A 7,169-nucleotide genomic window follows, 5' to 3' on the forward strand; every position below is an offset into this window, starting at 1 on the left:
GGGGCGGGGTGACCGCGGGCGACCCTAAGGTCACGCTGGAGCTGGCCCAGAGCCACGGCCTCACGGCCGAAGAGTACGATCGCATCATCCGGCGCCTCAGCCGGGAGCCCACCTTCACCGAGCTCGGTCTCTTCTCCGCGCTGTGGTCCGAGCATTGCGCCTACAAGCACTCCCGGGTCTTCCTCCGCTCGCTCCCCACCCGGGCGGCCCACGTCCTGCAGGGGCCCGGGGAGAACGCGGGCATCGTGGATCTGGGCGGAGATCTGGCGCTCACCTTCAAGATCGAGAGCCACAATCATCCCTCCTTCATCGAGCCCTTCCAGGGCGCGGCCACCGGGGTGGGCGGCATCTTGCGCGACATCTTCACGATGGGCGCGCGGCCCATCGCGGTGCTCGACTCGCTGCGCTTCGGCGACCCGGCCGACCCGCGCACGCGCCGTCTGATCGAGGGCGTGGTCTCGGGCATCGGGTGGTACGGCAACTGCTTCGGGGTGCCGAACCTGGGCGGCGAGGTCGGGTTCGCCCCGGAGTACGCGGGCAACCCGCTGGTCAACGCGATGGCGGTGGGGCTCGTGTCCAAGCGCGGGATCTTCCGGGCGCGCGCCGAAGGGGTCGGCAACCCGGTCTTCTACGTGGGCGCCAAGACCGGACGCGACGGCATCCACGGCGCCACCATGGCCTCGTCCACGTTCGACGAGACTGCGGAGGAGCGGCGTCCCACCGTGCAGGTCGGCGATCCGTTCACCGAGAAGCTGCTCCTCGAGGCCTGCCTCGAGGCCATGGCCACCGGCGCCATCGTGGGCATCCAGGACATGGGCGCGGCCGGGCTGGCGTGCGCCTGCTCGGAGATGCCGGCGCGCGCCGGCATGGGCATGGAGATCGAGGCCTCGCGGGTGCCCCAGCGCGAGACCGGGATGACGCCGTACGAGATCATGCTGTCGGAGTCGCAGGAGCGCATGCTGCTGGTGGCCGCGCGCGGCCGCGAGGACGACGTGCGCCGCACCTTCGCCAAGTGGGAGCTGGACGCCGTCGACATCGGCACCGTCACCGACGACGGCCTGTTGCGCGTGCGCTTCCACGGCGCGGTGGTGGCCGAGGTGCCGGTGAAGGCCCTGGCCGACGAGGCCCCGGTGTACGAGAAGCCCACCGCGCGGCCCGAGTGGCAGGACGCCCTCGCCGGCTTCGATCCGCTGTCCGTGGCGACGGGCACGGACGCGTCCGCGACGCTGCTCGACCTGCTGGCCTCGCCGGGGATCGCCTCCAAGGAGTGGGTGTACCGCCAGTACGATCAGCAGGTCGGCATCAACTCGCTGGTGCTGCCGGGGTCCGACGCGGGGGTGCTGCGCATCAAGGGCACTCGCACCGGCGTCGCGGTGACCACCGACTGCAACGCGCGTTTCGTGTACCTCGATCCGCGCGCGGGCGCCGCGATGGCGGTGGCCGAGGCCGCACGCAACCTGTCGGTGAGCGGAGCGCGGCCGCTCGGGCTCACGGACTGCCTGAACTTCGGCTCGCCCGAGCGGCCCGAGATCCTCTGGCAGTTCAAGGAGGCGGTGGCGGGCATCAGCGAGGCCTGTCGCGCCCTCGAAATCCCCGTGGTCGGCGGCAACGTCTCCTTCTACAATGAGACCCTGGGTCAGGCGGTGCTTCCCACGCCGGTTGTCGGCATGGCCGGGATTCTCGACGACGTGGAGGCGCGCTGCACGCAGTGGTTCGCCGAGGAGGGGGACCGGATCGCGCTGCTCGGACCGGACACGGTCAGCCTGGGCGGCTCCGAGTGGCTGTGGGCGCGCCATCGTCGGGTGGCCGGCCGGCTGGCGCCGCTGGATCTCGCGGTCGAGCGGGCGGTGCAGGAGGCCTGCCGGGCGGCCATCGGAGCCAGGCTGCTGGGCTCCGCGCACGATTGCGCGGAGGGCGGCCTGGCGGTGACGCTGGTCGAGGCGTGCGTGACCGGGCCGCGCCGGCTGGGCGCGGAGGTGGCGCTCGGTCCGGCCCGCGGCCCCGCCGATCTGATCCTGTTCGGTGAAGGACCGTCGCGGGTGCTGGTCTCGGTCAAGGTGGCTCGGGCGCAGCACTTCGAGCAGCTGATGAAGGAGTTCCGGGTGACGTGGCGCTTCATCGGACGGGTCGGGGGGGATCGGCTCCGGATCTGGAACGACGAGGGAAGCCTGGTGGACCTGGAGCTGGATCGGATCTCGGGCGCGTGGAGGGGTGGCTTTGAGCGACATGTCAGCTGAGGCGACACCCATCGAGCTGGACGACGACAAGTTCCACGACGAGTGCGGGCTGTTCGGCATCTGGAACCACGCCGAGGCCGCCAACGTCGTGTACCTCGGGCTCTACGCCCTGCAGCACCGGGGCCAGGAATCCGCCGGCATCGCGTCCACCGACGGCGAGCACTTCCAGGTCGAGAAGGCGATGGGCTGGGTCGCCGACGTGTTCAGCCGCGACCGCCTGAAGCGGCTGCCCGGCCACCGCGCCGTCGGGCACGTCCGCTATTCCACCGCGGGCAGCTCGAACCTCCGCAACGCCCAGCCCATCACCGGCACCACCGCCCACGGGCCGGTGGCCGTGGCCCACAACGGCAACCTGGTCAACGCCGAGGCGTTGCGCGAGGAGCTGGAGAAGGACGGCGCCGTCTTCCAGTCGTCCTCCGACACCGAGGTCATCCTCCATCTGCTGGCCCGCTCCGAGGGCGCGACCCTCGTCGACCAGCTCGCGCGCGCGCTGACCCGCGTGCGCGGCGCCTACACGCTGCTGCTGCTCACCCCCGACTCGGTGATCGGGGTGCGCGACCCCTCCGGCTTCCGCCCGCTCACCCTGGGCCGTCTCGACGACGCGCTGGTCCTCGCCTCGGAGACCTGCGCCCTCGACCTGATGGAGGCCAAGGTCGAGCGCGACGTCGAGCCCGGGGAGATCGTGGTCATCGACGAGCGCGGCGTCACCTCGGTCAAGCCCTTCCGCCCGGCCGAGCGTCTGCAGTGCGTCTTCGAGTACGTCTACTTCGCCCGCCCCGATTCGGTGCTGTGGGGGCGCAACGTGCACGCGGTCCGCAAGGCGCTCGGCCACCAGCTGGCCCGCGAGTATCCGGTGGCCGCCGATCTGGTCATCGCGGTGCCGGACTCCGGCGTGGGGGCGGCCCTGGGCTTCTCGGAGGAGTCCGGCCTGCCCTACGACGTGGGGCTCGTCCGCAATCACTACGTGGGCCGCACCTTCATCGAGCCGCAGCAGGGCATCCGTCACTTCGGGGTGAAGGTGAAGCTCAACCCGAACCGCGAGGTGCTGGACGGCAAGCGGGTGGTGGTCATCGACGATTCCATCGTGCGCGGCACCACCAGCCGGAAGATCGTCAAGATGATCCGCGCCGCGGGGGCGCGCGAGGTGCACGTGCGCATCTCGTCGCCGCCGATCCAGTGGCCCTGCTACTACGGCATCGACACGCCCACGCGTCGCGAGCTGATCGGGGCGAGCCACAAGGTCGAGGAGATCCAGCGCTACCTCGGCGCGGACTCCCTCGGCTACCTGTCGCTCGAAGGGATGCTCAAGGCCACCGGGTCCGATCCGCATCATTTCTGTCACGCGTGCTTCACCGGCCAGTACCAGGTCGGCTTCGAGTCCGAGGAGTTGGCGCAGCTCAGGCTGTTCGAACCGTAGGGAGTATGGATCCGCTGACGTATCGGGCGGCCGGCGTGGACATCCAGGCCGGCGACCTCGCGGTCCGCCGCATCGCGCCGCTCGCGGCGTCCACGCACCGGCCGGAAGTGCTGGGCGGCATCGGGGCCTTTGCCGCCTTCTGCCGCGTGCCCGAGGGCTACCGAGACCCGGTGCTCGTCTCCTCCACCGACGGCGTCGGCACCAAGCTGCGCATCGCGATCATGGCGGATCGCCACGACACCGTCGGCATCGACCTGGTCGCGATGGGCGTCAACGATGTCCTCGTCCACGGAGCCGAGCCGCTCTTCTTCCTCGACTATCTCGCGGTGAACCGCGTCGACCCCGAGCGCATCGAGGCCATCGTGGCCGGGATCGCCGCGGGCTGCCGGCAGGCCGGGTGCGCGCTGGTGGGCGGCGAGACCGCCGAGATGGGCTCGTTCTACGCTCCGGGGGAATACGACCTGGCCGGCTTCGCGGTGGGCGTGGCCGAGCGAAGCGCGCTCGTGACCGGCCAGCACGTCGCGGTCGGCGACCGGGTGCTGGGCCTCGCCTCCTCGGGCCTGCACTCCAACGGCTACACGCTCGCGCGCGAGGCCGTCTTCGTCCGCATGGGGCTCAAGCTGGGCGATCCCATCCCGGGCACCGGCCGGAGCGTGGTCGAGGAGCTGCTCGAGCCCACCCGCATCTACGTGAAGCCGGTGCTGGGGGTGCTGCGGGAGGTGACGGTGAAGGCGATGGCCCACGTCACGGGCGGCGGCATCAGCGAGAACCTGCCGCGCGTGCTTCCGTCGGGGCGGCGCGCGCGCATCGATCCGGCCGCCTGGACGGTGCCGCCGATCTTCCCGGCGATCCAGCGGGCCGCCGCGGTGGACGACGCCGAGATGCGCCGGACGTTCAACATGGGGGTGGGCTTCGTGCTGATCGTCTCGCCCGCCGATATCGCGACGGTCATCGAGCGGCTGCAGACCGCGGGCGAGCGATGCTTCGAGATCGGGGAGGTCGTGGCCGGGGAGCCCGGGGTGGATTATGTCTGAGCGGCTGCGGGTGGGTGTCCTGGCCTCGGGCCGCGGATCCAACTTCCGGGCGCTCGCCGAGGCCGCAGCGGCCGGCCGCATCCCCGCCGCGATCGTGGTGCTGATCTGCGACCGGCCGGGCGCGCCGGTGCTCGACATCGCCCGCGCGCACCGCGTCGACGCGGTGGTGCTGGACGGCAAGCAGCAGCCCTCGCGCGAGGCCCACGAGAAGGCAGTGATCGCCGCGCTCGAGGAGCGCCGCGTGGGCCTGGTGTGTCTGGCCGGCTACATGCGCCTGCTCACCGCCGCGTTCGTCGACCACTTCCGCGGACGCCTGCTGAACATCCATCCGTCGCTGCTGCCCGCGTTCCCCGGGCTGCACCCGCATCGGCAGGCGCTCGGGCACGGGGTGAAGGTCGCGGGGGCCACCGTGCACTTCGTCGACGAGGGGACGGACACCGGACCGATCGTGCTGCAGGCCGCGGTGCCGGTGCGGCCCGACGACACCGAGACGACCCTGTCCGAGCGGATCCTCGCGGAGGAGCACCGGCTCTATCCGGAGGCGGTGCGCCTCTTCGCGGAGGGCCGCCTCGAGATCCGCGGGCGGCAGGTCCACATCAGGGAGAGCTCATGAGCCGAGTGCGCCGTGCCCTCATCAGCGTCCACGACAAGACGGGCGTCGTCGACTTCGCGCGCGGTCTGCACGCGCTGGGTGCCGAGATCCTGTCCACCGGCGGGACCGCCCGGCTGCTCCGCGACTCCGGCGTGCCGGTCGTCGACGTGGCCGAGGTCACCGGCTTTCCCGAGATGCTCGACGGGCGCGTGAAGACGCTGCACCCGGCCGTGCACGGCGGCATCCTGGCCCGCCGCGACCTGCCCGAGCACGCGGCCGCGCTCGAGCGGCACGGGATCCGGCCGATCGATCTGGTCGCGGTGACGCTCTACCCGTTCGAGAAGACGGTGGCTACGCCCGGCGTGATGCTCGACGAGGCCATCGAGAACATCGACATCGGCGGCCCCAGCATGATCCGAGGCGCGGCCAAGAACCACGCGCACGTCGCGGTGGTGACCGACCCCGGCCAGTACGGGCCGGTGCTCGACGAGCTGCGGACGTCCGGCGATGGGCTCTCCGATGCCACCCGCTTCCGGCTCGCCTTCGAGGCCTTCCGGCGCACCGCGCAGTACGACGCGGCGATTGCCGCGTACCTGCGCGAGCCCGGCGCCACCGGACGCCCGGCCGCGGCGGCGGGCGGCTTCCCGGAGCGCCTGACCGTGGAGGGCACGCTGGTGCAGACGCTGCGCTACGGCGAGAACCCGCACCAGGCCGCCGCGTTCTACCGGCCCTCGGCGCCGCTCGGACTCAGCGCGGCCAGCCAGCGGCACGGCCCCGAGCTGTCCTACAACAACCTGCTCGACTGGTCGGCCGCGCTCGGGTTGCTGCTCGAGTTCGACGACCCCGCCGCGGTGGTGATCAAGCACACGAACCCCTGCGGGGTGGCCCTCGGGCAGAACGCGGGCGAGGCGATGCGTCGGGCCAAGGCCTGCGATCCGGTCTCGATCTACGGCGGCATCGTGGGCGTCAACCGCACGGTGGACCTCGAGGTGGTGAAGGAGCTGTCGGGCATCCTGCTCGAGATCCTCTTCGCCCCGGGCTACGAGCCGGACGCGCTCGAGGAGATCCGGCGCACCAAGAAAAAGTGTCGCGTGTTCCAGCTGCCGTGCGCGCGGGCCGACTATCCCGCGCAGGCGCAGGAGATGCGGAGCGTCTGGGGCGGCGTGCTGCTCCAGCAGGCCGATCTCACCGATCTCGATCCGGGCACGCTCAAGGTCGTGTCGCGACGGCCGCCCACCGAGACCGAGCTGCGCGGGCTGCGCTTCGCCTGGCGCGTGGCCAAGCACGCCAAGTCCAATGCCATCGTGCTGGCCACCCCCGAGCAGGTGGTGGGCGTGGGCGCCGGACAGATGAACCGGGTGGACTCGGCGCGCATCGCGGTGCTGCGGGCGCGCGAGCTGGGGCTCGAGACGAAGGGCTCGGTGTGCGCCTCCGACGCGTTCTTCCCATTCCGCGACGGGCTCGACGTGGTGGCCAAGGCGGGTGCCACCGCGGTGATCCATCCGGGCGGCTCGCTCCGCGACCAGGAGGTCGTGGCGGCGGCCGACGAGCAGGGCCTGGCCATGGTGGTGTGCGGGATTCGCCATTTCAAGCACTAGCCCTGCACTCGAGCGGGTCTTCACCCTCCGGGAGCTCACGCGGCTCCTCCGGCTGTCTCCCAAGCGCAGGTCGCAGCTTCGCCGGCTCGGGCTGCTCCGCGACGATCCGGGCGGCATCCGCTTCCGCGAGCTGGTCTCGGTGCGGGCCGCCGCGAACCTGCTGGAGAGCGGGGCGAGCGTGCGCCAGGTGCGCGCCGCGCTGGACGGCGCACGCCGCATCGCGCCCGGCGTGCGCACCCCGCTGGCCGAGCTGCGCCTGGTGGTGCGAGACCGCCGGGTGGTGGTGGAGCA

The 7,169-nt window shown here is 71.9% G+C and carries 5 protein-coding genes; all 5 read left to right on the plus strand.

Annotated elements, in window-relative coordinates:
- Positions 1-8 precede the first annotated feature (8 nt).
- The 5 genes from purL to purH are packed head-to-tail and all read left to right on the plus strand — an operon-like array spanning position 9 to position 6,878.
- Entirely contained in the window at positions 9-2,237 is a 2,229-nt protein-coding gene (gene purL / locus VKN16_00445; protein ID HME92666.1) for a phosphoribosylformylglycinamidine synthase subunit PurL, read from the plus strand.
- Positions 2,227-3,654 (plus strand): amidophosphoribosyltransferase, encoded by a 1,428-nt coding sequence (purF, locus tag VKN16_00450; GenBank protein HME92667.1) that lies wholly within the window; start codon positions 2,227-2,229, stop codon positions 3,652-3,654. The genes purL and purF overlap by 11 nt, the downstream gene beginning before the upstream one ends.
- A 5-nt stretch (positions 3,655-3,659) precedes the next feature.
- On the plus strand, positions 3,660-4,688 hold the full coding sequence (gene purM, locus VKN16_00455) for a phosphoribosylformylglycinamidine cyclo-ligase (GenBank protein HME92668.1): 1,029 nt from the start codon (positions 3,660-3,662) through the stop codon (positions 4,686-4,688).
- Positions 4,681-5,301, plus strand: coding sequence for a phosphoribosylglycinamide formyltransferase (gene purN / locus VKN16_00460; protein ID HME92669.1), 621 nt, complete (start codon positions 4,681-4,683; stop codon positions 5,299-5,301). Before purM ends, purN begins: the two co-directional genes overlap by 8 nt.
- Positions 5,298-6,878, plus strand: a complete 1,581-nt coding sequence (gene purH / locus VKN16_00465; protein HME92670.1) for a bifunctional phosphoribosylaminoimidazolecarboxamide formyltransferase/IMP cyclohydrolase — start codon at positions 5,298-5,300, stop codon at positions 6,876-6,878. Before purN ends, purH begins: the two co-directional genes overlap by 4 nt.
- Positions 6,879-7,169: the final 291 nt, after the last annotated feature.

The organism is Candidatus Methylomirabilota bacterium, assembly GCA_035315345.1.
Taxonomy (GTDB): domain Bacteria; phylum Methylomirabilota; class Methylomirabilia; order Rokubacteriales; family CSP1-6; genus CAMLFJ01.